Genomic DNA, 791 nt, shown 5'->3' with positions numbered 1-791 from the left:
CAACATGCTGATGGCGTACAAGCACGACGGGTTCTGGCGTTCGATGGACACGCTGCGTGATTGGCAATCGCTCGAAGACATGGTCGAAAAGGGGGACATGCCCTGGAATAGGAGGGTCACCGCAGAGAAAATCAGGCGCAGCATGGTGATGGCCGCATCATGAGGGGACTTGGCCTCGCACGTCGCGGGGAGAAACTCTCGATCCTCTGCCTTGGTGCCCATTCCGACGACATAGAGATCGGTGCGGGAGGTACGATCCTCGGGCTGATCGCGTCGGGGGTCGAACTGGATGTCGATTGGTGCGTGCTGAGCGCCGGCGGCCAGCGGTCTGCCGAAGCCAGGGCTTCGGCCGAGGCCTTTCTCCAGGGATCGCACTCGTCCACAGTCCACGTCGCCGATTTCGAAGACAGCTACTTTCCGACCCATAGTCGATCCATCAAGCAGTGGCTGGTGGATCTAAGATCGCGGGTTCATCCCGACGTGGTGTTGACCCACGCCAGGTTCGACGCCCATCAGGACCACCGGGAGGTCAACCAACTGACCTGGAACGTCTTCCGCGACCACCTGGTGCTCGAATACGAGATTCCGAAATGGGACGGTGATCTTTGCCAACCCAATGCCTACGTGCCGCTTACGGCCGACGTGCTCGAACGCAAGATCGAACTCCTTCACGAGCACTTCGGGACGCAGCGCTCCAAGGACTGGTTCGACCGCGAAACATTCGCCGGCCTTGCCAGGTTGCGCGGGATGGAATGTCGGGCACCCGAGCATTTCGCCGAGGCGTTCACGCT

The 791-nt window shown here is 60.7% G+C and carries 1 protein-coding gene and 1 pseudogene; both read left to right on the top strand.

The features are described 5' to 3' along the window. A pseudogene (locus tag ACXJ7R_RS34960) lies at nucleotides 1–163 on the top strand (glucose-1-phosphate cytidylyltransferase); the annotation flags it as partial. Next, on the top strand, nucleotides 160–791 hold a 632-nt coding region (locus ACXJ7R_RS34955), incomplete at its 3' end, for a PIG-L deacetylase family protein (protein WP_457155778.1). The pseudogene ACXJ7R_RS34960 and the gene ACXJ7R_RS34955, both read left to right, overlap by 4 nt.

This window comes from Mesorhizobium sp. P5_C1 (assembly GCF_054049815.1).
The sequence above is the reverse complement of the archived record's forward strand: the minus strand, read 5'-3'. Positions and strand labels throughout refer to the sequence as shown.